This is a genomic window from Bradyrhizobium sp. MI1.4, from assembly GCF_055811315.1.
In genome coordinates, this window is the sequence record NZ_JBVVPP010000169.1 from 1 (window position 1) to 314 (window position 314).

Here is a 314-nt window from a genome sequence, read left to right on the forward strand (position 1 = left end):
GTGCAGAGCAACGTTGCCGGTACCCTGACGGTCAACAGCGGCCAGACCATCTCGTCGGTCAGCGGCGGCGGTGCGCTCGTCCTGAAGAGCACGATCGGTTCTGACCTGAGCGTAGCGGGCAAGGCCGACATCCTCAACAAGCTCGGCCTGACCACTGCGACCGGCGCCGGCACCGTCACTGCGACGGCGACCCGTACCACGAGCTCGGCGACGTTGTCGTCGTTCATCTCGTCGGGTTCGACGCTGAACGTCGATGGCCATGTCATCACCTTCAAGGACGGTCCGACGCCGTCCGCGGCTTCGCTGGCCTCCAC

Annotated in this window: 1 protein-coding gene; it reads left to right on the forward strand. The window is 65.9% G+C overall.

The annotated features are described in order from the left end of the window. On the forward strand, window positions 1–314 hold a 314-nt coding region (locus tag AC0L23_RS40130), incomplete at both ends, for a DUF1522 domain-containing protein (RefSeq protein ID WP_473358443.1).